Raw genomic sequence first — 23053 nt, forward strand, 5'->3', positions numbered from 1 at the left:
GTTATGGTTCATTTTGGCTTGATTGGAGCGCGTTTGGGACACAGTTTATCACCGCAGATACATCAGCTGATCTTTAAAGAATTGGGTGTCGAAGGAACATATGATCTGCTGGAGATACCTCCTGAAGAATTATATGCGAGCGTGCATGAATTGCGTGGTAAATACTGCGGAGTCAATGTAACCATTCCGCACAAGATCAATGTAATGGCTGCTTTGACTACTTTAAGTATGGAAGCGCAGGCTATTGGAGCCGTTAATACGATCCATTTTCATAACGGTGCAATTCGCGGCTATAATACCGATTATGCAGGTTTTGGGCGTTTGCTGGAAAATAACGGCATCGAAGTACAGGGCAAAAGCGCGGCTGTTTTAGGTACGGGCGGCGCTTCAAGAGCTGTACTTCAATATTTAATCGATCACGGTGTTTCTAAGATATTTTTAGTTTCCCGTAATACTCAAAGCATAGCTCCGTATATGAAAACCTTGTGCAGTAGTGTACCGACGCAATTCGTCAACTACGTACATTTAGAGCGTTATACCGGTGATTTACTGATCAATTGCACTCCTGTTGGGATGTATCCCAAGACCGATGTATCGCCGGTAGGTCTGGAAACTGTCGAGCATTTTGAAACAGCGGTCGATCTGATTTATAATCCCGCTAAAACTTTGTTTTTGCAGCAGGCAGAGCAGCTGGGTAAAAAGGCTGTGAACGGGATGCTTATGCTGGTAGCTCAGGCTGTAGCAGCAGAGGAGATCTGGCTGCAAAGAGAAATTTCAAACGATGTCATTTTAAAAGTTGCCGCTGAGATGGAAAAACAGCTATGAAAAATATCGTCTTGATCGGAATGCCGGGCTGCGGGAAATCAACTTTGGGCAGATTGTTGGCGCAGCATCTGAAGCGTCCTTTTTATGATGCTGATAATGTGCTTGAAAAGCTGGAAGGCAAGACTATCAAGGAGCTGTTCGCAGTCAGCGAAGCGTGCTTCCGCGATGCTGAAACCAGGGCAGTCAGGCATCTGTCAGAATTGGAAGGGTGTGTGATCGCTGCCGGCGGCGGTGTAGTCAAACGCTCAGAGAATATCGAGGTATTAAAAAACGGCGGCATTATCGTTTTTATAGACAGGCTGCCAGAAAAAATTGTACAGGACATAGATACAGAAAGCCGCCCTTTATTAGCAGCAGGGCGGCAGAAAGTTTTTGACTTGTATGCGGAACGAATCGAACTATACCGCAGGTATCACGATCATATCATAGATAATAACGGTGAGCGGGAAGCAGCGTTACAGGCATTACTGGAGTTGGCAAGGAGAGAAAGCTGATGAAAAAAATTTTGGTTTTGAATGGTCCGAATATCAATATGCTGGGCGTACGTGAAAAAAATATTTATGGTCAACAGGATTATGCAGCCTTGTGTGAATATATCGGGCAGGAAGCTGCGGCATTAAATGTGGAAGTAGAAGTAAGGCAAAGTAATTTTGAAGGTGAATTAGTCACGCTGATCCAGCAGGCTTATGGAAAATTTGACGGTATCGTTATCAATCCTGCGGCATTGACGCATTACAGTGTAGCTTTGCTGGATGCTATAAAAGCAGTGGCTTTGCCGACGATAGAAGTGCATTTGAGCAATATCCATGCCAGGGAAGAATTTCGGCATAGATCAGTAACGGCTGCTGCCTGCCTGGGGCAGATATGCGGGTTGGGTTTCCAGGGTTATGCTTTAGCGCTCAGAGCGCTGGCGGAAAAGGGTTAAGCTTATAAAAACTGAAAAAGAAGTAAAAGATGTAAAGCACAACTGGGTTGTGCTTTAATTTTTGTTAATTTCAATATACTCTAGTATATAAACATCAAAAATAAACAATAAATAGGGTTCAAGAACTTTACAAAATTAAATTTTATGTTATATAATTTATGCATAGCAAATTTTGCATACCTGATAGTGAAATTTATATGCTAATATGAATATTAGGAAAATATATGGGGAGGCTTATTCATGATGATTGATTACTGTTCCATCGGCAAAAGAATCAAATTGACGAGGATCAAGCAAGGTGTTCTGCAGAAAGATCTGGCAGAGAAGATCGGTATTTCCAAACCGCATATGAGCAATATTGAAACTGCTCATACTAAAATTGGACTGGAGACACTGGTTGCCATAGCTAATGCTTTGAACACTTCTGTTGATGAATTTTTGAGTGATACTGTCAGCAACAGTCAGGTTATTTTTAATGATGAGTTGAAAACAGTGCTTGAAAGAGCCGATATGGAAGAATTAAAGGTTATTTGCAAACTGGCACGTGTTATTTTGAAAAAGGATTAAAGCTGTTGCAATAATAAAGCAGACTGCGAGCTGTAGCTCGCAGTCTGCTTTATTTTATTTATTCGGGTTTGATTTTAAAAACAGCCGCATAGATGACCGGCAATACGATCAAGGTCAGCAATGTAGCAGCGGACAGCCCACAGGCAATGGCTACGGCCATCGAATTCCAGAAGGGGCTGGTAAACATCGGTATCAGTCCCAGGATCGTTGTAAGTGCAGCCAGCATAATAGGGCGGAAACGTACGATAGCTGATTCCAGTACGGATTCCCAGGGAGATTTGCCGGCCTGCAAATGCAGGTCTATCTGATCTATCAGCACGACGGAATTACGAATGATGATACCAGTCAGGGCCAGGATACCAAGTTCGGCCATAAAACCAAGCGGTGCGTTGAAAATTATCAATCCCAGCATAACGCCTGTTACGCCAAGCGGTGCGGTACAAAGAATGATAAACAGCTTGCGGATATCTTTCAGCTGCAGCATCAGGAGTATCATCATGAGCAGCAGCATTACAGGTACAGGTTCTAACAGATAACCTAAAGTTTTAGCGCTGTCTTCCAAACTGCCTCCGATTTCGATCGTAACGCCATTCGGAAGATTTTGCCTCAGATCTGCTAGGTCATCGTAAACCTGCTGCGTGATATCGTTGCCGGTAACGCCTTCGCCGATACCGCCGCAGACTGTGATTGTCGGCAGCAGGTTACGGCGCCAGATCATACCGTTTTCTGATTCGTAACTGAGACGGGCTACCTGTGACAACGGCACCGCACCTGCAGATGTGGGGATAGTTAAGGTCTCAAGCTCGGTGACGGTAGATCGGTCAACAGGCTGCAGACGGAAAACCATGTCAATAGCCTGGTCTCCTTCCAGATATTGAGCTACGGTATAACCGGAAATTTCGGCCTGCAAAGCAGTGGCGACTTCTTTACGGCTCAATCCCATCTGCCGCAGTTTATCGTTGTCGATGGTAAGTTTAGCAGCTCCGTTTTGCTCCATCCAATCGAAACGCGTCATGGTCACGGCTGGATTCTGAGCCATAACTGTGCGTACTTTTTGTGCATATTCTTTAACAATATTGTCATCCGGACCGGTTACGCGCAGCATCACAGGATAAGCTGCCGGCGGACCCAGCGGGATAGAACGTGAATAACTGACGACATTGGGGAGATTAGCTGCTACAAGCTCGCGTATTTGCGGTTCTAAACGTTTACGGGCATCAATATCTTTAGCAACTACTACCAGCTGTGCATAATTGTTACGCGGTTGGACAGGGTCCATTACGAGGACGAAACGCGGAGCACTTTTTCCAACATAAGAACCGATGCTTTCAACATCAGGATTATCCTTCAGCATATTGGTCAGTTTCAGGGCGGCTTCATCCGTGGCTTTGATACTGCTGCCTTCAGGTAAATTGAGCTCTACCAGAAGTTCAGGACGCACAGAAGCCGGAAAAAATTCCTGCTTGATCAGCGGGACTAATAACAGGGAACCGATAAAGATACTGACCGTGCTCAGAATAACTATTTTCTGGTGCAGCATCGACCAGGAAAGGACGCTGCGAAACTTTTTATAAAAAGCAGTATTGTAAACATCGTTTTCGTTAATGAGCTGTTTAGGCTTGATCCAGGCGTGTCCCAAAACAGGCGCTACAGTTGCTGAAATGACCCAGGAAAGCAGCAGTGCTGTTGAGATAACAGGAAAAAGTGAAGAAGCAAATTCGGCGGCACTGGATTTGGCGAAAAATATCGGCATAAAGCCGGTACAGGTAATCAGTGTACCTGTCAGCAGCGGCATGGCACAGGTTTCAAAGGCATAGCTGGCCGCTTTAGTGCGTTCCCAGCCTTCTGACATTTTGACTTCCATCAGCTCGACGACAACGATCGCATCGTCTACCAGCATGCCCAGAGAAATGATCAGCGCTCCCAGAGATACTTTGTGCAGATCGATGTTCATGGCATACATGCCGATAAAAGTTCCTAAAAGTACCAGCGGTATGCAGACCGAAATGACATAGCCGCAGCGCCGTCCCAGACTGAGCAGACTGACTGCCAGCACGATAAGGATGGCTTCAAGCAGGCTGTCGGTAAATTCACCGATGGCGTTTTTTACTACCTGCGGCTGGTTGGCGACTTGTCCCAGTTCGAAGCCGAGCGGCAGTTCCTGTTGGATTTGCCGAACAGCCTGATCAAGATTTGCACCCAATTTGATATTATTACCGCCGTCTTCCATAGAAATGGCGATACCTACGGCTGGCTGACCATTAAAGTACATTTTCGGTTCAGCCGGTTCAGCATAGCCGCGTTTGATTTCGGCAATATCACCCAGACGGAAGGTACGGTCATTAGCCTGGATCGGAATATTGCTGATATTGGCCAGTGTATCAGGGGAACCGGTCAGACGCAGATAGGTATTAGTGCTGTCACTTTCAGCCATGCCGGACGGTGTGACAGCTGTTTCTGCCTGGATCGTAGAAGCCAGTGTATTGATCGGTATGCCCAGCTGTGCCAGCTTGGCATTAGACATCTGGATATAGATTTTTTCAGGCTGTACTCCTACTAGTTCTACTTTTTTGACATCAGGTATCTGAAAGAATTTATCTTTGATATTTTCGGCTACTACGCGCATTTCCTCATAGGAGAAGCTGTCAGAGGTGACTGCGTAGATATTTCCATAGACGTCGTCAAAACGGTCGTTGAAAAACGGTCCTAAAGCACCATCGGGCAAGTCACCTTTGCCATCATTGACAATATTACGCAATTCCAGCCAGCGCTGTTTGATTTCTTTGACCGGTACTGTATCCTGCAGATAAACATTGATAACAGCAGTTCCGGGACGTGAATAGCTGGTTATCCTGTCAATATTAGGTACTGTCTGCAATTGTTTTTCGATCTTGTCTGTCAGGTGTTCTTCTACCTCTTTAGCGGTTGCTCCCGGCCAGGCTGCCGAAACTACCATTTGCTTGATAGTAAAACTTGGGTCTTCGCTGCGACCTAAGGAATTATAAGAATAGATGCCCATGACCAGACAGAGAAACATAAAAAAGTAAATTATTTGCTTATGTTTGATCGACCAGGCGGCCCAGTTATTTTTCATTGGCTGACACCAGCTTCCAGACGGACGTTTTGGTCTTCTGCCAGTTTGTTGACGCCGCCGACAACGACGATATCTCCCTGCTGCAGACCGTCAGAGATCCTGACGTTATTGCCTTCATAACCGCCGATAGAAACTTCATGGGTATGTACTTTATTATTGGTAACGAGCCAGACCTGAGGGTTTCCTCCTGTTTGATAAATGGCGGTGGCCGGCAGCAAAATACTGCTGTCAGTACCGTTTTGCAGGTGTACTTTGGCAGTCATCCCCAGTTTGACTGCTGCAGGCATTTGCGGTACGGCTACACGAACTTTGTAGGTGCGGGTAACGCTGTCAGCCATTGGTGCTATTTCGCGGATATAACCATCTGCCGAAACGTTTTCTAAAGCCCAGAAATTGATCTTGGCTGACTGTTGAGGATAGATTTTATCCAAATGGTTTTCAGGGACATAGATCTGGATTTCCTGTTCGCCGCTTTGGACAACTGTCACAACAGGAGTTCCGGCAGCTACTACTTGACCCACTTCGCCGCTTACATTGGCTACTACGCCGTCATGGTCTGCAATAAGCTGCGTATAGGATAATTGGTTACTGTTGGTGATCAGTTGGGCCTGGGCTTGACGCAGGCTGGAAGCGGCCGCTTCCATCTGCGTATTATATTGCTCCATCATGGCTTTGCTGACACCACCGCTGTTGTATAAGGCCGTGTAACGGGATGCATTGTCGCGGGCCAGCTTATAATTGGCTTCGGCGGCTGTTACAGCTGCCTGGCTGGCTTCAAAACTCTGCTCGATGTCTTTGGGGTCGATTTGCATCAGGATATCGCCGGTTTTTACTGTATCGCCTAAATTGACGCTGCGGCTGATGATTTTACCGGCAACCTGAAAGGCCAGATCGCTTTTATAACGACCGCGTACCTCGCCGGGATAGGAAGATGTATTATCGACAGTTTCTTTACCGACGGTTACAGTACGGACATAAGGAACTTCTTTTACGATATCGGGCTTTGCGAAAACATTGCTGATTATATGGCACAGCAGCAATATAGCCACTGTTGCTGCCAAAATATACAAATGACGTTTTGTAAATGGAAGCTTGCTGAAAATTTCTTTGATCGACATGTCGGTGCCCTCCTGAACTAATTGGTAATGGAAGACAAATAAGTGTTTAAAGCTTCTTCCAAATAAGTGCTTTCAGTACCATTTTCAAAATGTCCCAGATCACGGATCTGATCATGTGTGAGAAAAAAGAAAACGATGATGCTTTCCAAAGTAAAAGCTACATGTGTAGGCTGCATATTATTACGGATACTGCCGTCAGCTATGGCTTCTGTAACCAGCTCGGACATAAATTTATGGATTTTGTATAAGCGGTTTTTAATAAAGCTGTCACACATAAAAGTGGGGGTCAAAAGCTCGCGGTAAATGAGATGGATACGGTGAGGATGCAGCTTCTGTACCTCGGAAATTGCAGTGATATATTCGCGCAGCTTAGCCAGAGGAGCTATGTCCTTACTGCTGACTCGGGCGATCAGATTTAAAAATAAATTTGACTGTTCGTTGAGAACTTCCTGATAAAGATTTTTTTTGCCGCCGAAATAGTAAGAGATCAAAGCGCTGTTGACCCCGGATTTTTTTGCGATTTCTTTGATGGAAACGCCATTAAAGTGATTAGCTGCAAATAAATCGGTTGCTGCTAAAAGAATTTTTTCTGCTGAAGAGGCAGATGCTTCAACTGGATTCATATAGAACACTCCTTTGAATATTAATTAAACAATTAATTATTAATAATTATATCACCAACTGGATCGTAACGTAAATATGTAAAAATAAGAAAAGACAGTGTAGAATACTTGCTAATCTGCTATAATAAATTAATAAATATCAAGGAAAGAGAGTTTGGCTATGACAGTGGAAACGATACTATTATTGCTGCTGGTTTTAATGCAGGCGGTGATTTTCATAATGCTGTGGCGGCTTCTGCAGACACGGCGGCAGCAGGGACAAGAACTGGGAGCTGAGGTGAACAGTCAGCTGGAAAGCCTGGAACGACGTTTTTATGAGAATGTACGCGATCTGCGCAGCGAACAAAACACTCTGGCCCGTGCGGCCAGAATGGAAAGTCAGGCAGCTTCTGACCGTTTGGGAGAGCAGCTGGATAAAAAACTGGAAAAGCTGACGGAAAGCACTGCGGCTAATTTGGAACAGATCCGCCTGACTGTTGATGAAAAACTGCAGTCGACTTTGGAACGGCGGTTGGGAGAATCCTTTCAGCAGGTCAGCCTGCGGTTGGAGCAGGTTCATCGAGGGTTAGGTGAAATGCAGACCCTGGCCGGCGGTGTCGGCGATTTGAAACGCATCCTTTCTAATGTAAAGAACCGTGGTATCTGGGGCGAAATGCAGCTGGGAGTTTTGCTGCGTGATTTGCTGGCACCGGAGCAATTTGCCGAAAATGTTGCTGTGAAGCAGGGCAGTGCGGAAAGGGTTGAATTTGCGCTGAAGCTGCCGGGCAGCAAGGATGAAACGGTATGGCTGCCGATTGATGCTAAATTTCCGCAGGAGGATTTTCAGCGCCTGCTGGAGGCGCGCGAGCAGGCTGATACAGCTGCTGCCGATATTGCGCTCAAGCAGCTTGAACGGCGGCTGAAAAGTGAAGCCAGGGATATCCAGAATAAATATTTGTGTCCGCCGCAGACGACTGATTTTGCGATCATGTATTTGCCGATCGAGGGGCTGTTTGCCGAAGCGGTAAATTTGCCGGGACTGCTGGATGAGCTGCAGAGAACGTACCGCGTTTGCGTGGCAGGGCCGACTACCTTGGCAGCGCTGCTCAACAGTCTGCAAATGGGTTTTAAAACTTTGGCTATCGAAAAACGTACTGGTGAAGTCTGGCGAACGATCGCTGCCGTTAAGCAGGATTTTGTGACTTTCAGCTTATTGCTCGATAAAACAAAAAAGAAACTGCAGGAAGCCAGCGGGCATATCGACGCTGCAGCCAGACGCAGCCGTGTAATCAATAAACGTCTTGACGGCAGGAAAGACGAAGGAGATACTTTGGAGTGGCAGGAGGAGGTTTTGCATGAACGAGAATAATAACGAACAGGAACAGCCGCTTTATAAGGAGCAGCCCTGGTGGGTGCAGATTTTTGTGGCATTGTACGCTATGTTCTGGCTGACGATGATCTTTGCTGCAGGGCTGAACAGCCTGTACATTGGCAAAATAGATATTGACAGTGTCAGCATGGCTGTTGCTTTGACAGTTGGTATTTATCCTTTGATAAAAATGTTGGAAAAACTGTAAGATGTATTACACAAAAACATTTTTGTGCTGCTTGACAAGCCAAAAGTGTCGGACTATAATTGATACAAGCTTGAAAATTACATAGTTCATTTATCCGACGATGGAGAAAAGTAAGTTGGCAGGCGGCAAAGAGAAGCGGCGGTCAGTGCAAGCCGTAACGTCTAAAAACTGAATTCCGCTCCGGAGGAGACAGGGGTAGCAACCTGTCCGGGTCCGACCGATATATCGGCAATGAGGCCGCGCTGTGCGGCGAAAAAAGGTGGCACCACGTGAGTAGAACTCTCGTCCTTGATTGTAATTGATCAAGCCGGGAGTTTTTTATTTTACAGGTGAATGGAGCGATGGACAATGAAAATTATTGTAACTGAAAAAATTTCCGACAAAGGTGTGGCTTTGCTGCAGGCAGTGCCGGATTTTGATGTAGACGTGCGTTTTGATATCGAAAGGGAAGAACTGCTGAAGATCATTCCTGAATATGATGCAATCGTAGTTCGCAGCGTTACTAAGATCAATGAAGAATTTTATAAGCACGCCACTAATTTAAAGGTGGTTGGCCGCGCCGGCAACGGTGTTGATAATATTGAGATGGAAGGGGCGACTAAACGCGGTATTATCGTTGTCAATACCCCGGAATCTAATATCGTATCGGCTGCCGAGCATACTATCGGTCTGCTGCTGAGTTCTGCCCGTAATGTCGTCAAAGCTCATAAAATGATCGAATCCAGGGTCTGGGACCGTACCGGTTTAAAAGGCAGCGAGCTGCTTGGTAAAACTCTGGGCATCATCGGCCTTGGCCGTATCGGCGGTTTGGTGGCTACCAGACTTCAGGCTTTCGGGATGAAGATCGTAGCTTATGATCCGTATATTGCCGATGCACGTTTCCGTAAATACAGCGCCGAAAAATGTGAAACACTGGATGAATTGCTGGAACAAGCTGATTTTATCAGTATCCATACGCCTAAAACGGAAGAAACTTTTGATATGATCACAGCCAAAGAATTTGCAAAATGCAAACGTGGCGTGCGTGTAGTAAACTGCGCCCGCGGTGGCCTGATCAATGAAAATGACCTGGCGGCAGCTATCAAGGAAGGCATCGTTGCCAGCGCCGGTATCGACGTACTGGTAGACGAACCGAAACCGATCTCGCCGCTGATCGATCTGCCGGAATGTGTCTTAACGCCTCATCTTGGTGCTGATACAACAGAAGCGCAGGATAATGTGGGTATTGCCATTGCAGAAGAGGTCATTGCAGCTTTGCATGGAGAAATGGTGCCGAATGCAGTCAATCTGCCGACTTTGCAGCCGACAGAGCTGAAAGAAATGCAGGGCTACCTGACCTTGGGCGAATATCTGGGCAAGCTTTATTATCAGCTGGAAAAAGCAGCTGTCGAAAAGGTAGAGATCATCTATACCGGCGAGGTTGCAGAAATGGAAACAGGTATGCTGACGCGTGCTGTTTTAAAAGGCGTTTTTGAACCCATCCTCAAGGAACGCGTTAATTATGTCAATGCCGCGCTGACTGCAGAAAGCCGCGGAGTCGACGTTATAGAGAGCAAACATGCAGGCAAACATAATCTTTTAGAGGTCAAGATCCATTCTAAAGGTAATATCTTTACCGTAGCCGGTACTGTCTTTGGTGAAAAAGAGATCCGCGTCATCGAAATCGACGGTTACCAGTTCGACCTTACTCCGGCTCCGTTCATGCTGGTGGCACGCAACCAGGATAAACCCGGTATGATCGGGCAGATCGGCACGCTTTTAGGTGCGAGCAAGGTCAATATCGCGACCATGCAGGTCAGCCGTAATCTTAAAGACGGTAACGCCATGATGTTTATGACCGTGGACAGCGAAGTAGGTAAAGAAACACTGAAACTGCTGCAGGGGCTCGACGGTATCCTGCAGGTCAACCTTGTAAAACTGTGATTACGAGCTTCAACAGAGAAATTGGTATCGTCGTTTTGATGGGTTATGTCGCTTTTAAGGACTTGAACGAGGATATCAACCTTCTTGCATATATCGTGATGGGACTTGCTGTTTGCCATATGTTCATCAAATATAAACGGCGTAACGATTAAAAAAACACCCGTTACTCATTGAGTAACGGGTGTTTTAGTATCTATATCCGATAAATTATTCGGCAAAAATCACTTTGCCGTCTTTAAAGGCCTGGACACGGGCCAGTGATTCTACACGGAAGCCGGCGTCGATAAGGCGCTGACGCCCCGGCTGGAATGATTTTTCGATAACTATGCCGATACCTACTACTTCGCTGCCGGCCTGCTGGACGATGTTAGCCAGACCAAGGGCCGCTTCGCCGTTAGCCAGAAAATCATCGATGATGAGGATTTTTTCGCCGGCCGGTAAAAATTTTTTGAGCACGGTCACATCACTGGTGACTTTTTTGGTGAAGGAGTATACTTTGGTGCTGTAAGCCTCGCTGCTCATAAGCGCCGATTTCTGTTTGCGTGCGAATACTACCGGTACATGCATACACAGACCGGCAGGCAGGGCGCAGGCGATCCCTGAGGACTCGATCGTAAAGATTTTAGTAATGCCGCAGCCTGAAAAACGGCGGTGGAATTCTTTGCCGATCTCCATCATCAATTCAGGGTCGATCTGGTGATTTAAAAAAGAATCGACTTTTAAAATAGCGTCGTTTAAGACCAAGCCTTCGGACATGATTTTTTCTTTGAGCAGTTTCATGGACAAGCACCTCGAACTTTTTACTTTCTTATAATATTATAGAATATGATATTATTGACATTTAGTCCAGTGTTTTTGTAAAAGAAAAACAAAATTCAGAAAAATCACAAAAGAATGATACAAAAAAATCTTGACAAGCATAGAAAATGCTGGCATAATGTAAAACATAGCACGAACAAATTAGCTTTTGTTTGTACAACTTGATAATAAAGGCATTGAATGGGAACAAAGTTGCTGATGTTACCGATTTTAGAGAGACGGCGGTTGGTGAAAGCCGTAGCGGTACAGCGATAAGACTCACCCGGGAGCCGCGTTTCTGAACCAGCAGTAGGAAACGACGCCGGCGCAGCGTTAGGCGTTTAGAGCGAAGGCTCTGAGACAATGAGGTCAAATTAGGGTGGTACCGCGGTGAAAGTCGCCCCTATCTGCTAAGCAGGTGGGGGCGTTTTTTTATACCAATTTTCCATGGGAGGTGGCAAAATGGAGCAGATCCTATCTATCGTAGTGCGTAACCAGCCCGGTGTTCTGATGCGGGTCGCGGGCATGTTCTCGCGGCGCGGCTTTAATATCGACAGTCTGGCAGTCGGCATTACGCAGAATCCTGAATTTTCGCGGATGACTGTTACCATGCAGGCTGACGATGCAACTATCAAGCAGGTCTGCAAACAGTTGGCCAAGCTGGTCGAGGTAGAGGCTGTGAAAGTCCTGCCGCCTAAGGCAAGTGCCAAACGCAGTATGGTCATGGTCAAGGTGCACGCCGGTGATAAACGGCTCGAGCTGCTGCGGCTGGCAGATGTTTTCAGGGCCCACGCTGTCGATGTAACCGGGGAGTCGCTTATCTTTCTGGCTACAGGCATCGATGATAAGCTGAATGCTTTTGTCGACGTGATGCGTCCCTACGGTATCCTGGAAATGGTACAGACCGGCCTTGTGGCGCTGGAACGGGGCGATGCGGCTATGGATGTCAGCAAATCGCGTTATTCCTGGCCTGAAAGCAGTTGTAAACCTTCAGCTATTTAGTAATATGTCAGTTCTCAAAATTAAATAAATCTGGTAAACAAAAAGGAGATGTAGACACAATGGTAAAAATGTATTATGACAAAGACGCAAACTGGGAAATGCTTAATGGTAAAACTATTGCCATTATCGGCTATGGTTCTCAAGGCCATGCACATGCCCTTAACTTAAAAGAAAGCGGCGCTAAAGTTATCGTAGGTCTTTATGAAGGCTCCAAATCCTGGGCCAAGGCAGAAGCGGCAGGTCTGACTGTTATGACTGCGGCTGATGCAGCTAAAGCAGCCGACGTAGTCATGATGCTGATTCCTGACGAAAAACAGGCTGCCACTTATAAAAAAGATATCGCGCCTAATCTGAAAGCCGGTGCTGCTCTTGCTTTTGCGCATGGTTTCAATATCCATTTTGGGCAAATCGTACCTCCTGCTGACATCGACGTGTTCATGGTCGCTCCTAAAGGACCAGGTCATCTCGTACGCCGCGTCTTTACTGAAGGCGCAGGCGTGCCCTGTCTCGTAGCTGTGCATCAGGATGCCAGCGGCAAAGCTTACGACATTGCGCTTGCCTATGCCAAAGGCATTGGCGGTACACGTGCCGGCGTGCTCGATACTACCTTCCGCGAAGAAACTGAAACAGATCTTTTCGGCGAACAGGCTGTGCTTTGCGGCGGTGTTACCGCTCTGATCACTGCAGGCTATGAAACTCTGGTAGAAGCAGGCTATAAACCTGAAAGCGCATATTTTGAATGTATGCATGAAATGAAACTTATCGTTGACCTGATGTATGAAGGCGGTATGGCTAAAATGCGCCACTCCATCTCTGATACTGCCGAATACGGCGACTATGTGACCGGCAAACGTATCATCACCGACGAAACTAAAGCTGCTATGAAACAGGTTCTGACCGAGATCCAGGACGGTACCTTTGCTAAGAACTGGATCCTTGAAAACCAGGCTAACCGTCCGGCGTTCAATGCTATGCGCCGCAAAGGCGCCGAGCATCCGATCGAAGAAGTCGGCAAAAATCTGCGCGGCATGATGAGCTGGATGAAAAAATAATCAGTACACACCTTAGGCAGAGCGGGGCTGAGGCCCCGCGATCTGCTTCGTATAAACTTAGGAGGGTTATAGTTATGGGTATGACAATGACGGAAAAAATCCTGGCCCAACATGCAGGCCGCGATGCGGTCCAGGCAGGTGATCTGCTGGTTGCCCAGGTGGATTTGGTTTTAGCTAACGACATCACCGGACCGCCGGCGATAGCTGAATTTGAAAAAATCGGACGTCCTGTTTTTGATAAGGATAAGATCGCGTTAGTTCCGGACCATTTTTCTCCGTGTAAGGATATTAAGTCGGCAACTATGTGTAAACGCATGCGCGATTTTGCACGTCAGCATGAAATCACCAATTATTTTGAAGTTGGCCGCATGGGTATCGAGCATGCGCTTTTACCTGACAGCGGTCTTGTTGCTCCCGGTGAGATCATTATTGGCGCCGATTCTCATACTTGTACTTATGGCGCTCTGAACGCGCTCAGCACCGGCATGGGTCAAACCGATATTGGTGCGGCTATGGCCAGCGGCACTACCTGGTTCAAGGTGCCTGCCACGATCAAAGTCGAGCTGACCGGTAAACTGCCTAAATATGTCAAGGGCAAAGATATCATTCTTACGCTTATCGGTATGATCGGTGTCGATGGTGCCCGTTATCAATCGTTGGAATTCTGCGGCGACGGCGTTGCCGAACTGGCAATGTCCGACCGTTTTACTATCTGCAATATGGCGATCGAAGCCGGCGGCAAAAATGGTATTTTCCCGGTCGACGAAAAAACTATTGCCTATCTCAATGGTCGTGTCAGCCGTCAGTGGACAGCGGTTACTGCCGATGCTGACGCAGTATATGACCGTGTGATCACTATCAAATTAGATGATCTGGTGCCGGTCGTTTCGTATCCGCATCTGCCTGAAAATACACATCCGGCGTCTGAATCCGGCCATATCAAGATCGATCAGGTCGTTGTCGGTTCCTGCACTAACGGTCGTCTGGAAGACCTGCAGCAGGCTGCTGAGGTGATGCAGGGGCGTAAGGTACATCCGCATGTCCGCGCTATTATTATTCCTGCTACTCAGGAAATTTATAAAGAAGCTATGCGTTTAGGCTATATTGATACCTTTATCGATGCCGGTGCGGCAGTTTCCACCCCTACCTGCGGACCGTGCCTGGGTGGTTATATGGGTATTCTGGCCGCTGGCGAACGTGCTGTTTCGACTACCAACCGTAATTTCCGCGGACGTATGGGGCATGTCGACAGCGAGGTCTATCTGGCCAGCCCCTATGTGGCGGCTGCCAGTGCGATCACAGGCTATATCGCAAGCCCTGAGGAGGTAATGAAATGAGTAAAGTATGGCGTTACGGCGACCACGTCGATACCGACGTTATCATACCCGCCCGTTATTTGAATATTGCTGATTTTGACGAATTGGCCGAGCACGCTATGGAAGATATCGATACTACTTTTGCTTCTAACGTGCAGCCGGGCGACTATGTTGTTGCCGGCAAAAACTTCGGCTGTGGTTCTTCGCGCGAGCATGCTCCTGTCGTTATCAAAGTCAAAGGCGTAAAATGCATTATTGCCGACAGTTTTGCCCGTATTTTTTACCGCAATGCAATCAACATCGGGCTGCCGGTGCTGGAAATTGGCAAGGATGTTGAAAAAATTGCAGCCGGTGATGAATTGGATGTAAATATGGCTGCTGGCGAGATCAAAATCGTTAACAAAGGCATTACTATCCAAACCAAACCATTGCCGGAATTTATTCAAAAGATCGCTGACTGCGGCGGCCTTATCAACTATGTCAAAGGAGAACACCAAGAATGAAGATCACTTTACTGCCGGGCGACGGCATTGGCGTCGAGATTGTTGACGCCGCTGTGGAAGTACTTGATGCTGCTGCCAAAAAATTCGGTATGACTATAGAATATGATAAACAGCTGATCGGCGGCGCCGCTATCGACGCTACAGGAGTACCGCTGCCGGAAGCTACTATTGCATCTGCAAAAACTGCTGATGCCGTGCTTCTAGGTGCTGTGGGCGGACCCAAATGGGATAATGTTGCTCCCGAGATCCGTCCTGAAAAGGGGCTGCTTGGAATTCGTAAAGCGTTGGGTCTGTACTGTAACCTGCGTCCGATCAAGGTTTCCCGTTTTGTCGCACATTTATCACCGCTTAAAAATGAACGCGTCAGCGGCACTGATCTTTTGATCGTACGCGAACTGACCGGCGGCATTTATTTCGGCGCTAAAAATGAAGCTGCTCCTGATGCTGATGGCGTAGAGACGGCTTCTGACGTTGAAATCTATACCCGCCCGGAAGTAGAACGCATTGCCAGATTTGCTTTTGAAGCTGCTAAAAAGCGCCGCGGTAAAGTAACTTCCGTCGATAAAGCTAACGTATTGGCTTCATCCAGGATGTGGCGCCGTATAGTTGGCGAAATGCAGGCGCAGGATTACAGCGGGATCGAACTGAATAATTTCTATGTAGATAACTGTGCTATGCAGCTGGTGCTCAATCCGGGCCAGTTCGATGTAGTGCTTACCAATAATATTTTCGGCGATATCCTTTCGGATGAAGCGTCAGTGATTGCCGGGAGTATCGGAATGCTCCCTTCTGCAAGCCTTGGTGACAGCACCGGTATGTATGAGCCTATTCACGGCAGTGCTCCTGATATTGCAGGGCAGGGCATCGCTAACCCCTTGGGAACTATTTATTCCGTAGCTATGATGCTGCGTTATTCCTTGGATCAGGATGCTGCTGCCGAGGCTATCGAAGCGGCAATTGACAGAGTTTTGGAAAAAGGTTATCGCACTCCTGATCTCTGCGGTGAAGGTCTGACTAAAGTTTCGACCTCGCAGATGGGGCAGCTGATCGCCGCAGAACTGGCCTGATGTATTTTTGAGTATTGGAAGGAAGTGAGTTTATGCAGATGACCGGCGCAGAAGTAATGGTCAAATGTTTGGCAGAGCAAGGAGTTACTACGGTTTTTGGTTACCCCGGCGGGGCGATCCTGCCTTTTTATGACGCTTTGCGTGAAGCGGCTGACATTCGGCATATCCTGACGGCACATGAACAGGGGGCTGCCCATGCTGCTGACGGTTATGCCCGTGCAGGCGGTCAGGTCGGCGTCTGTATAGCGACTTCCGGCCCCGGAGCGACCAATCTGGTTACGGGGCTCGCCAATGCTTTTTTAGATTCGATACCTGTCGTAGCGATTACCGGCCAGGTGCCGGTGGCAATGATCGGACGCGACGCATTTCAGGAAGTAGATATCACCGGGATCACCATGCCGATCACCAAACATAATTTCCTGGTCAAGCGTCCTGAACATTTAGCGCAGACGATCCGGCTGGCCTTCCAGCTGGCGAAAACAGGCCGTCCCGGCCCGGTGCTGGTAGATGTGCCGCGCGATGTGCAGACCGCTTTGCTTGATTATGAGCCGGGCGAGCTGGAACCGCTGGCGAAAGAGCTGCCGGAAGAAAAACAGATCGCTGCCGCAGTGGCGGCAATCAATGCTTCGCAGCGCCCGGTCATGCTTGTAGGCGGCGGTGTTATCAATGCCGATGCGGAATATGATGCCATGCATTTATGCGAAAAGCTGCGTATCCCGGTTGTCAGCACCCTGATGGGATTAGGCGCTATCAGTGCCTACCGCAGTCTGTTTTTAGGGATGACGGGACTGCACGGACACGAACGCGCCAACAACGCCGTTAAGGAAGCCGATCTTATCCTGGCTGTTGGCAGCCGGTTTAACGATCGTGTTACCGGTGAACGCAGCAGTTATAGCGCGAATAAAACTGTTATCCATTTAGATATCGACCCGGCGGAGCTGGATAAAAATATTTATTCCAGTATCGGTATTTCCGGTCATATGAACACAACTTTGCAAATGCTGGAGGCAGGCAGCGTCAAGCATGATCTTGATGCCTGGTGGCAGCTGATCGAAAGCTGGCCCAGTATGGACGAGGACTTCGGCGGCGAAGCTGCACCGCAGTTTTTCAAGGCCCTGAACCCGGTTATCAAAGATAAGGATTATATTATCACTACGGACGTCGGGCAGCATCAGATGTGGGCTGCTCAGCATATCAAGATCCAGTTTGCCCGCCAGTGGATTTCTTCAGGCGGATTGGGAACGATGGGCTTTGGCTTGCCGGCGGCTATGGGCGCACAGCTGGCCCGCCCCAAAAGCAGGGTGATCAGTATCAGCGGTGACGGCGGATTCAAAATGACCGGCTCGGAGTTGTTTACGATCGCCAGCTATAAATTGCCGGTGACGGCGATAGTCTTTAATAACAGCGGCTTAGGCATGATTCGTCAGTTGCAGACCGTGCAGTTCAATAAACGGTTTACTTCCTGCGAAATGCCCGGCTATGTCGATTTTGTCAAATACGGCGAAGCCTTTGGCGTAGCCGGAGAGCATGTCGATACGCCTGAAGCCCTGGCAGCAGCAGTTGAAAAAGCTATGCAGCTGGACGCGCCTTATATCATCGAAGTTGCTCTTGACCCTAAAAATATGGTACAGCCGATGGTCACTCCCGGTTTGGGAATCGGTGACTTTGTAAAATTTAAAGAGCAATAAAAAACCAGCGTGTACTTTATAGTACACGCTGGTTTCTTTTTATTGTCGGTCATTTACGGTTGATAATATTACCGGCACAGTTTTCAGCGTCTGCGCTTGTCGTTGTCATGCAGAAATTTGCGAGCTTTTTTCATACCGCCAATATCTTTGAACATGGTACTGAATTTTTCCAGTTCGATCTGTTTGGAATCAAGGCCTTCATAGCGTACTTCCTTCTGCAGCTTTTGATAGCTGGCCAGTCTGTCCGCGGCAAGTATTCCGTCTGTGATAGCTTGCTGAACGGCACAGCCTGTTTCGTGGGTATGGGTACAATCACGAAAACGGCATTGCTGGGACAGTTCGTCGATATCAGCAAAGCTTTTGGATAAATCAGCCGTTTCTAAACCCAGTTCCCGCATTCCCGGAGTATCGATGACTAAAGCCTCGTTTGTAAGGGTGATGAGTTCGCGTCTGGTTGTTGTATGCCGGCCCTTATCATCATTTCGCAAACCGTTGGTAACAAATTCAGTGCCGGCCAAACGGTTGATAAGAGTTGATTTGCCTACGCCTGAGGAACCGATGAAGGTAGCCGTACTGCCGCACTTCAGGCAGGGAAGTATTTGCTCGTGACCGGCATCGGCCAGTGAAGAAGTGACAAGTATTTCAGCGCCGATGGCAACGGACTCGGCCGCCGCTTTTTTAGCAGCTACGTCATTACATAAATCAGCTTTGGTTAAAATGACTATCGGCAGTGCGCCGCTGCTCCAGGCAATGGCTAAATACCGTTCCAGACGCCGCAGATTAAAATCGCTGTTCAATGACATACAGATGAATATCGTATCGATATTGCTGGCTACTACCTGCTCAGCGTTACCTGTACCGGCAGCTTTGCGGATAAACGCGCTTTTGCGGCGCAGTACATGATGGATGATCGCTCTTCCTTCAAAAGTATCTGTGCGGTCAAGCAGAACAAAATCACCGACGGCAGGGAAATCTGAAAGTGCGGCGGCATTAAAGCGCAGCTTGCCTGAAACCTCTGCCAATACTTCTCCGGTTTCGGTTATGACACGGTAAAGATCCTTATACTGGGCTGAAATGCGTCCGACAGGGAAACAGCCAAAACTGGCTGCTTCTTCAGCGAATTTCGCGGAAAATCCTAATGTTTGTAAATTTATTTTAGACAATTTTTTTATCCTCCTAAAGGTTATATTAAAGCCTTTTGGGAGGTTCGGCAAAATATTAGATTATGCAAACCTCCCGGTCTGCTGCAATATCCGATGTACCATATGTAAACATAAAAAATTCCTCTTTTCTTAATAGATTTATCTGCAGGACATACCTGTATTTTACAGGCTGAACTTTCAGTATGGTTTCATCGTATTCTATAAGTGAATATTTGTCAATAGCGGTATTATATAATTAAATATATTAGAAATATTTAATGTTAAACAGTACTTAAACTGGAGTTTGGATAAGAACTGGTTTTCAAAAAACAAGTTATTGAGTTCGCCATGAGGTTTGTTATACTGAAAGAAAGAGGCGAGAATAATGTTATTAACAGAAAATATATCAGCATTGCATGGATGTGCTGATTGCCCGGAAATTGGCATAATAAAAGCAGTACACGTTTGAAAACGTGTACTGCTTTTTAGCTGTTGTTTATTTGCGGTGTTTCAAGCGGCAGATGAGCTGCGTTATCGTGCCCATAGGGCAATAAACGCACCAGGAACGCGGCTTGAACAGCAGCAGCGTGATGATACCGAGAATGCTGGAGGTCAGCATGATGCTGTAAAATCCAAAAGCAAATTGCGCGACCCATGGCTGCGCACCGCCGCTGTAAGCCCAGTGCCAGGGTACGTCAAAAGTCCACAGCAAGCTGACTGTCTTATGAAAATAGATAGCATGGGTAAAGACCAGGTAGGTAGAAACCAGCATATTGACAAACATCGTTGTAAAAAACAGCAAGAAGCCATAACGGAAGGTATGTGAGCGCAGCCAGGAGGGGATATCGCGTTTTGGTGAAAGCTTCCAGCTGTTGCCGATCAGCTCGAACAGCTGCCCGCGGCCGCAGTATTTATTGCAATATGATTTAGTGCCGAATGTAGAAGCCATGATAAGCGGAATGAAAAAGCACAGCAGTCCCAGCCAGGCGAAAAGAATATTAAAAAAGCCCAGAGCCAGATACAGCGCCGTCAGGACCCAAAGATAATCATACCAGTGATTGCGTTTAGACATCAGCAGTCACCACCTTGATCACCGATGCCGGACATTCGCGGGCGCACAGACCGCAGCCGATGCAGCGAGCCAGTTCTACAACTGCGCTGATACCATCGGGCACGCTGATCGCCTGAAGCGGACAGGCCTTAGTGCAGGTGCCGCAGGATACACAATATTCCTTATCAACTTGCGCATAACGCTTGCTACTCATTTTATCGCCTCACCGACAAGATTCATTCTAACTTTATTGTAACCTATTTATGATCTTTTAGCCATATTTTATTAACTGCAGGTTAAGCCGCAGCGTTGTAAAATTTTCTGCAGTAACACGTATTTTTGCGGTACAATAAAAGAAAGAGAATAATTGCGGATGGAGTGATGGGAATGAAAAAGCAAACCGCATTGATGAACCATTGGCAATTATGTCAATATCTGCGTAAACTGCATCTGCCGCAGGTCGTACCGCCGCCTGACCTGGCGACGCTGAAGCTGCTGCAGGACGCGCATTTGAAATATGTGCCCTATGAGAATCTGGATATTTTGGGCGGCAGGCTGACTTCGCTCGAGCATGATGATATGTTTGCCAAAATCATTATGAAAAACCGCGGCGGCATTTGCTTTGAGCTGAACGGCCTGTATAATTGGCTGCTGGAATCCCTGGGCTATAAAGTCACAAGTTATGCTGCCCGTTTTATCGACAGGCTGGAGGAATACCAGATCCGCCGGCATCGGGTAATGTGCATCGAACTGGAAGATAAACGTTATCTGACTGATGTTGGCGTCAACAGTGAAAGTCCGCGCTGTCCGCTCGAAATGGCAGAGGGCAAAGTGTAGAGTGACGGTATCAGCGAATATAAATTCAGCCGCGATCCGTTCTTTGGCTGGCTGCTGTGGCAGAAGGAATGGCGTAAACCCTGGAAAAGGCTGTTTGGCTTTACAGAAGAACCGCAGCTGGATATGGATTTTATTCCCGCCTGCATTTATACCGACCTTCATCCGGATTCGCCGCTCAATAAAGGCAAAGCGATCTCTGTTTTTCGCGAAGACTGCAATATAACGATCAGGGGAAATCTTTTAAAGTTTTATCTGGGCGGACGTGTCAAATACCGCTATACCATCAATACTAAATACGACTTAAAGGGAGTGCTGTGGGAGTATTTCGGTATTGCCGTCGATTATCCGCTGCCTAATGGCGGTATTGACCAGAATGATTAAATTTTAGCTTGGAAAAAGTTGCTATGATTTGAAACTTTATGATAGAATAAATTAACTAAAAAAAGTGAGATTATGACTGCTGAAAACAGGCAATTTTTATTGCCGCCCATTATCAACAGAATATTGACGCTGCTTACGGAGCAGGGCTTTGCAGCCTATGTTGTAGGCGGTGCCGTACGCGATCTGCTGCTGGGAAAAACACCCGGCGATTTTGACGTTGCAACATCGGCCCGACCCGAGTCTGTTATCAGCATTTTAGAACCGGCCGGGTTTACTGTTGTTGGCGAACTGGGGCAGAATTTCGGTGTCGTCGTTGTGCATCGGGACGGACAAACGGTAGAAATTGCTACCTTCCGCGGCGAAGCCTACGGCGGTGATGCGCATAAACCGGAGCAGGTCTGGTATTGTGACGATCTGGAGGCTGATTTGTCGCGGCGCGATTTTACCGTCAATGCCATGGCTTTGGATCAGTCCGGTAATGTATACGATTATCACGGCGGCAGGCAGGACCTGCAGCAGAAAATACTGCGTACTGTCGGTGATGCGCCTGCCCGTTATCGGGAAGATGCTTTGCGTATGTACAGAGCCTGCCGCTTTGTCGGTCAGCTGGGCTTTGATTATGTACAGCGGCAGGGCGCCGGCCCGGCATTTGGTCAGCCGCAGACGCCGTATTACCTGCCGCAGAGCTACAGCTTTCCTGTTAGCCGCAGTGCCGGGCTATCACTGGAACGTGTGCGGACAGAGCTGGACAAGCTGCTGCTCGGCAAATGGGCCGGCAAGGGATTGATGCTGCTGCTGGCGACAGGGCTGGCGGCCGGCCGCTGCCGTGTGCGTGAACATGGAACTTATCGGGAAATAGATGTTTTGCCGGAGCTGGAGCATTTGGCGGGATTGCCGCAGAACCAGCGTTTTCATTGCTACAATGCATGGGAGCATACTCTGGCGGCTATTGATAACAGTCCGCCTCAGCTGGCAATACGCTGGGCCCTGCTTTTGCACGATGTAGCCAAAGGGCTTCCGGGTATCCGCAGGCTTAATAAAGAAGGTCAGCCCAGTGATCATGGGCACGAAGCTGAAAGCGCCGTTATGGCAGAAGTTATTTTAAGCCGGCTGCGTTATCCGGCCTCCTTTGTCAAAAGAGTGGTCTGGCTGGTGGCGAGGCATATGCGCTTTGCACCGATGCTGGTGACAGGTGAGCGCACATTGCTGCGTTGGCTGCGCAGCGAGGCGGCCGGCGGTAATTTTAAAGACAGTCATGAAATGACTGCTGCTTTTGAACAGCTGGTAGCAGTATTTTTAGCAGATATGGGTGCGACCCACGCCGGTAAGAATACCGAACTGATGGCGGAAGGACGCGCTTTGGGAACGGCGGTGCTGGAACTGGCCCGCAGTAAAATGCCTGTTCATACTAAGGATCTGGCGATCAGCGGCCATGATGTACTTGTGCTTTTAGAAGATAAAAGTAAGATCAGGGCTGCCATGCAATATTTATTACAGAGAGTGCAAAGCACCAATCTGCCTAACGAAAGGTCTGCTTTAGAGGAAGCAGTCAGAGGCTGGCAGAAACGTCACTAAGAAAGAAGGG

22 protein-coding genes, 1 pseudogene and 2 other annotated features are annotated in these 23053 nt (G+C 47.7%); of the genes and pseudogenes, 16 read left to right on the forward strand and 7 right to left on the reverse strand.

Features of this window, described 5'->3' with window-relative positions; all coding sequences use genetic code 11:
• The first annotated feature begins 3 nt into the window (after positions 1–3).
• The 4 genes from PFJ30894_RS04765 (at position 4) to PFJ30894_RS04780 (ending at position 2317) form a co-directional block, all read left to right on the forward strand.
• Complete coding sequence (locus PFJ30894_RS04765; protein ID WP_021717311.1) at positions 4–825, forward strand: shikimate dehydrogenase family protein; 822 nt, start codon at positions 4–6, stop codon at positions 823–825.
• Positions 822–1319: a shikimate kinase gene (locus PFJ30894_RS04770; protein ID WP_021717312.1), complete on the forward strand. Its 498-nt coding sequence runs from the start codon at positions 822–824 to the stop codon at positions 1317–1319. Before PFJ30894_RS04765 ends, PFJ30894_RS04770 begins: the two co-directional genes overlap by 4 nt.
• Positions 1319–1750, forward strand: coding sequence for a type II 3-dehydroquinate dehydratase (aroQ, locus tag PFJ30894_RS04775; RefSeq protein WP_021717313.1), 432 nt, complete (start codon positions 1319–1321; stop codon positions 1748–1750). The genes PFJ30894_RS04770 and aroQ overlap by 1 nt, the downstream gene beginning before the upstream one ends.
• A gap of 240 nt (positions 1751–1990) precedes the next feature.
• Positions 1991–2317, forward strand: a complete 327-nt coding sequence (locus PFJ30894_RS04780; RefSeq protein WP_021717314.1) for a helix-turn-helix domain-containing protein — start codon at positions 1991–1993, stop codon at positions 2315–2317.
• A gap of 58 nt (positions 2318–2375) precedes the next feature.
• Here the strand turns inward: PFJ30894_RS04780 and PFJ30894_RS04785 are convergent, their stop codons facing one another.
• From PFJ30894_RS04785 to PFJ30894_RS04795, 3 genes are read right to left on the reverse strand one after another with little or no spacing between them, the layout of a single operon-like run.
• Positions 2376–5411 carry an efflux RND transporter permease subunit gene (locus PFJ30894_RS04785; protein ID WP_125669174.1) on the reverse strand — a complete coding sequence of 1012 codons (3036 nt, stop codon included), beginning with the start codon at positions 5409–5411 and terminating at the stop codon, positions 2376–2378.
• Positions 5408–6529 (reverse strand): efflux RND transporter periplasmic adaptor subunit, encoded by a 1122-nt coding sequence (locus PFJ30894_RS04790; RefSeq protein ID WP_125669175.1) that lies wholly within the window; start codon positions 6527–6529, stop codon positions 5408–5410. The genes PFJ30894_RS04785 and PFJ30894_RS04790 overlap by 4 nt, the downstream gene beginning before the upstream one ends.
• A gap of 17 nt (positions 6530–6546) precedes the next feature.
• Positions 6547–7152 (reverse strand): TetR/AcrR family transcriptional regulator, encoded by a 606-nt coding sequence (locus PFJ30894_RS04795; RefSeq protein ID WP_113077301.1) that lies wholly within the window; start codon positions 7150–7152, stop codon positions 6547–6549.
• Between the two features lie 160 nt (positions 7153–7312).
• Here PFJ30894_RS04795 and PFJ30894_RS04800 point away from each other — a divergent pair, with 160 nt between their 5' ends.
• From PFJ30894_RS04800 to PFJ30894_RS11810, 4 genes are all read left to right on the forward strand, one after another.
• The gene (locus PFJ30894_RS04800) at positions 7313–8500 is read left to right on the forward strand and encodes a DNA recombination protein RmuC (RefSeq protein WP_125669176.1); all 1188 of its coding nucleotides are present in this window, start codon (positions 7313–7315) and stop codon (positions 8498–8500) included.
• Positions 8487–8708 (forward strand): hypothetical protein, encoded by a 222-nt coding sequence (locus PFJ30894_RS04805; protein WP_021717319.1) that lies wholly within the window; start codon positions 8487–8489, stop codon positions 8706–8708. The genes PFJ30894_RS04800 and PFJ30894_RS04805 overlap by 14 nt, the downstream gene beginning before the upstream one ends.
• Positions 8709–8796: 88 nt before the next feature.
• Positions 8797–9001 (forward strand) — a binding site (T-box leader).
• A gap of 55 nt (positions 9002–9056) precedes the next feature.
• Positions 9057–10631, forward strand: coding sequence for a phosphoglycerate dehydrogenase (gene serA, locus PFJ30894_RS04810; RefSeq protein ID WP_167457024.1), 1575 nt, complete (start codon positions 9057–9059; stop codon positions 10629–10631).
• The gene (locus PFJ30894_RS11810; RefSeq protein ID WP_021717321.1) at positions 10628–10783 is read left to right on the forward strand and encodes a hypothetical protein; all 156 of its coding nucleotides are present in this window, start codon (positions 10628–10630) and stop codon (positions 10781–10783) included. Before serA ends, PFJ30894_RS11810 begins: the two co-directional genes overlap by 4 nt.
• A 55-nt stretch (positions 10784–10838) precedes the next feature.
• Here PFJ30894_RS11810 and PFJ30894_RS04815 read toward each other — a convergent pair whose 3' ends face one another.
• Entirely contained in the window at positions 10839–11411 is a 573-nt protein-coding gene (locus PFJ30894_RS04815; RefSeq protein WP_113077298.1) for a xanthine phosphoribosyltransferase, read from the reverse strand.
• Positions 11412–11617: 206 nt separating this feature from the next.
• Positions 11618–11837 (forward strand) — a binding site (T-box leader).
• Positions 11838–11891: 54 nt separating this feature from the next.
• On the opposite strand from PFJ30894_RS04815, the gene ilvN reads away from it, so the two are divergent.
• The 6 genes from ilvN (at position 11892) to ilvB (ending at position 18057) form a co-directional block, all read left to right on the forward strand.
• A complete protein-coding gene (gene ilvN / locus PFJ30894_RS04820; protein WP_021717323.1) occupies positions 11892–12431 on the forward strand; it encodes an acetolactate synthase small subunit in 540 nt (179 codons plus the stop codon).
• Positions 12432–12490: 59 nt separating this feature from the next.
• The gene (gene ilvC, locus PFJ30894_RS04825) at positions 12491–13483 is read left to right on the forward strand and encodes a ketol-acid reductoisomerase (protein WP_125669177.1); all 993 of its coding nucleotides are present in this window, start codon (positions 12491–12493) and stop codon (positions 13481–13483) included.
• A 74-nt stretch (positions 13484–13557) separates the two neighbouring features.
• Positions 13558–14820 carry a 3-isopropylmalate dehydratase large subunit gene (gene leuC / locus PFJ30894_RS04830; RefSeq protein WP_125669178.1) on the forward strand — a complete coding sequence of 421 codons (1263 nt, stop codon included), beginning with the start codon at positions 13558–13560 and terminating at the stop codon, positions 14818–14820.
• Positions 14817–15302, forward strand: coding sequence for a 3-isopropylmalate dehydratase small subunit (locus tag PFJ30894_RS04835; protein ID WP_125669179.1), 486 nt, complete (start codon positions 14817–14819; stop codon positions 15300–15302). Before leuC ends, PFJ30894_RS04835 begins: the two co-directional genes overlap by 4 nt.
• On the forward strand, positions 15299–16369 hold the full coding sequence (gene leuB / locus PFJ30894_RS04840; protein ID WP_125669180.1) for a 3-isopropylmalate dehydrogenase: 1071 nt from the start codon (positions 15299–15301) through the stop codon (positions 16367–16369). The genes PFJ30894_RS04835 and leuB overlap by 4 nt, the downstream gene beginning before the upstream one ends.
• A 32-nt stretch (positions 16370–16401) precedes the next feature.
• The gene (ilvB, locus tag PFJ30894_RS04845; protein ID WP_113077293.1) at positions 16402–18057 is read left to right on the forward strand and encodes a biosynthetic-type acetolactate synthase large subunit; all 1656 of its coding nucleotides are present in this window, start codon (positions 16402–16404) and stop codon (positions 18055–18057) included.
• Positions 18058–18140: 83 nt separating this feature from the next.
• On the opposite strand, the gene rsgA is transcribed toward ilvB, so the two are convergent.
• The 3 genes from rsgA to PFJ30894_RS04860 form a co-directional block, all read right to left on the reverse strand.
• Positions 18141–19220: a ribosome small subunit-dependent GTPase A gene (gene rsgA / locus PFJ30894_RS04850; RefSeq protein ID WP_125669181.1), complete on the reverse strand. Its 1080-nt coding sequence runs from the start codon at positions 19218–19220 to the stop codon at positions 18141–18143.
• 475 nt (positions 19221–19695) lie between these two features.
• Positions 19696–20271 (reverse strand): 4Fe-4S binding protein, encoded by a 576-nt coding sequence (locus PFJ30894_RS04855; RefSeq protein WP_125669182.1) that lies wholly within the window; start codon positions 20269–20271, stop codon positions 19696–19698.
• Positions 20264–20464, reverse strand: a complete 201-nt coding sequence (locus PFJ30894_RS04860) for a 4Fe-4S binding protein (protein ID WP_021717331.1) — start codon at positions 20462–20464, stop codon at positions 20264–20266. The genes PFJ30894_RS04855 and PFJ30894_RS04860 overlap by 8 nt, the downstream gene beginning before the upstream one ends.
• A 194-nt stretch (positions 20465–20658) precedes the next feature.
• On the opposite strand from PFJ30894_RS04860, the pseudogene PFJ30894_RS11910 reads away from it, so the two are divergent.
• Together PFJ30894_RS11910 and PFJ30894_RS04875 are read left to right on the forward strand one after the other, a co-directional pair.
• Positions 20659–21468 (forward strand): annotated as a pseudogene (locus PFJ30894_RS11910) (arylamine N-acetyltransferase family protein).
• 72 nt (positions 21469–21540) lie between these two features.
• A complete protein-coding gene (locus tag PFJ30894_RS04875) occupies positions 21541–23043 on the forward strand; it encodes a CCA tRNA nucleotidyltransferase (protein ID WP_125669185.1) in 1503 nt (500 codons plus the stop codon).
• Positions 23044–23053: the final 10 nt, after the last annotated feature.

Origin of the sequence: Phascolarctobacterium faecium, assembly GCF_003945365.1 — a bacterium.
Lineage (GTDB): Bacteria > Bacillota > Negativicutes > Acidaminococcales > Acidaminococcaceae > Phascolarctobacterium > Phascolarctobacterium faecium.

Coding starts and splice junctions, on each gene's coding strand:
- PFJ30894_RS04765 (WP_021717311.1), top strand. CDS start 4: ATGGTTCATTTTGGCTTGATTGGAGCGCGTTTGGGACACAGTTTATCA.
- PFJ30894_RS04770 (WP_021717312.1), top strand. CDS start 822: ATGAAAAATATCGTCTTGATCGGAATGCCGGGCTGCGGGAAATCAACT.
- aroQ (WP_021717313.1), top strand. CDS start 1,319: ATGAAAAAAATTTTGGTTTTGAATGGTCCGAATATCAATATGCTGGGC.
- PFJ30894_RS04780 (WP_021717314.1), top strand. CDS start 1,991: ATGATGATTGATTACTGTTCCATCGGCAAAAGAATCAAATTGACGAGG.
- PFJ30894_RS04785 (WP_125669174.1), bottom strand. CDS start 5,411: ATGAAAAATAACTGGGCCGCCTGGTCGATCAAACATAAGCAAATAATT.
- PFJ30894_RS04790 (WP_125669175.1), bottom strand. CDS start 6,529: ATGTCGATCAAAGAAATTTTCAGCAAGCTTCCATTTACAAAACGTCAT.
- PFJ30894_RS04795 (WP_113077301.1), bottom strand. CDS start 7,152: ATGAATCCAGTTGAAGCATCTGCCTCTTCAGCAGAAAAAATTCTTTTA.
- PFJ30894_RS04800 (WP_125669176.1), top strand. CDS start 7,313: ATGACAGTGGAAACGATACTATTATTGCTGCTGGTTTTAATGCAGGCG.
- PFJ30894_RS04805 (WP_021717319.1), top strand. CDS start 8,487: ATGAACGAGAATAATAACGAACAGGAACAGCCGCTTTATAAGGAGCAG.
- serA (WP_167457024.1), top strand. CDS start 9,057: ATGAAAATTATTGTAACTGAAAAAATTTCCGACAAAGGTGTGGCTTTG.
- PFJ30894_RS04815 (WP_113077298.1), bottom strand. CDS start 11,411: ATGAAACTGCTCAAAGAAAAAATCATGTCCGAAGGCTTGGTCTTAAAC.
- ilvN (WP_021717323.1), top strand. CDS start 11,892: ATGGAGCAGATCCTATCTATCGTAGTGCGTAACCAGCCCGGTGTTCTG.
- ilvC (WP_125669177.1), top strand. CDS start 12,491: ATGGTAAAAATGTATTATGACAAAGACGCAAACTGGGAAATGCTTAAT.
- leuC (WP_125669178.1), top strand. CDS start 13,558: ATGGGTATGACAATGACGGAAAAAATCCTGGCCCAACATGCAGGCCGC.
- PFJ30894_RS04835 (WP_125669179.1), top strand. CDS start 14,817: ATGAGTAAAGTATGGCGTTACGGCGACCACGTCGATACCGACGTTATC.
- leuB (WP_125669180.1), top strand. CDS start 15,299: ATGAAGATCACTTTACTGCCGGGCGACGGCATTGGCGTCGAGATTGTT.
- ilvB (WP_113077293.1), top strand. CDS start 16,402: ATGCAGATGACCGGCGCAGAAGTAATGGTCAAATGTTTGGCAGAGCAA.
- PFJ30894_RS04855 (WP_125669182.1), bottom strand. CDS start 20,271: ATGTCTAAACGCAATCACTGGTATGATTATCTTTGGGTCCTGACGGCG.
- PFJ30894_RS04860 (WP_021717331.1), bottom strand. CDS start 20,464: ATGAGTAGCAAGCGTTATGCGCAAGTTGATAAGGAATATTGTGTATCC.
- PFJ30894_RS04875 (WP_125669185.1), top strand. CDS start 21,541: ATGACTGCTGAAAACAGGCAATTTTTATTGCCGCCCATTATCAACAGA.